This window comes from Phytoactinopolyspora endophytica, assembly GCF_004138495.1.
Taxonomy (GTDB): Bacteria; Actinomycetota; Actinomycetes; order Jiangellales; family Jiangellaceae; genus Phytoactinopolyspora; species Phytoactinopolyspora endophytica.
Map to the genome: position 1 here is coordinate 69331 of NZ_ML142856.1, position 987 is coordinate 70317.

The 987-nt window shown below is 68.1% G+C and carries 1 protein-coding gene; it reads right to left on the reverse strand.

What is annotated here, in order from left to right:
* Window positions 1-987, reverse strand: a 987-nt coding sequence (locus tag ELR45_RS35320) for a hypothetical protein (protein WP_165367845.1), incomplete at both ends; no start/stop codon positions are given.

Here is a 987-nt window from a genome sequence, read left to right on the forward strand (position 1 = left end):
TCGGCGAGCTTCCGAAACGACGCTGCTCGGTGATCACCCGCAACAGGTCACGCGCCTCGGAGAACATCTCCAGGCGGGTCAGCACCATCGCATGCCGGATGCATTGCTCCGCATCACTGAGCACATCCGCCGACACCGAGTCCGTCTCGATCAACGCCCTGGCCCGTTCGGCCTCACCGACCAGTGCCGCCACCCAGGCTGCCGTGCGCCGGTAGATGCCCCATGTCTGCTCGGACAGCGCGTCCGAGTTCTTCTCCACCAGTGCCAGGTACCTGCGGGCCTCGCCCGGCTCGAACCGATCCGCGAATCCTGCAGCTGCCACCAGCCAGAACTGAGCAGCCGCGTCGACATTCGAATCGGCGAGCAGGTTCGCCTGGCTGTCCACCAGCTCGGCCGGCACCTGCCGGTCTCCCAGGATCCGTGCCCGTGCCTCCAGCAAAGCCAGCTTCGTGCTGTGCTCCGTCGACATCTCCATGTGCACACGCTCGCGGGCGATGGCGATCGCCTCGTCGCACCGGCCGGCCAGCATGGCGAAGGTGCCGCTCTGCAGTAGCCTGTCCCGTCGCAGATGGGAATCCGAGGTCAACCGGTACGCCTCCCGCGCGAACTCGACCGCGCGGTCGAACTCGCCGCGGGTCAGCATCTCGCTCGCCGTCCGCTGCAGGTCGGCAGCAAGGCCGTCGTCGTACTCCAGCTCCGCCAGCGCACGATGCCACATCACCTGGCCCGGGTCGCGCTCCTGGTACGCCTCGGCCAGCAGCTCGTGTGCCCGGACATGCTCCTGCATACCCGTGGCGTGCCAGATCACCGAACCGAGCGCGGGTTCACGAAGGCGGAACATCCCGTCGGACACCTCGAGGTGCTCGTCGACCAGCCAGTCCCTGACCGCCGCCGACGTGCCGGAGAGCACCGTGAGCAACGGCGCCAGCCGGCCGTCGACACTGACCGCCGCCACGAGCAGCGCGAAACGCCGTTCGTCGTCGACAT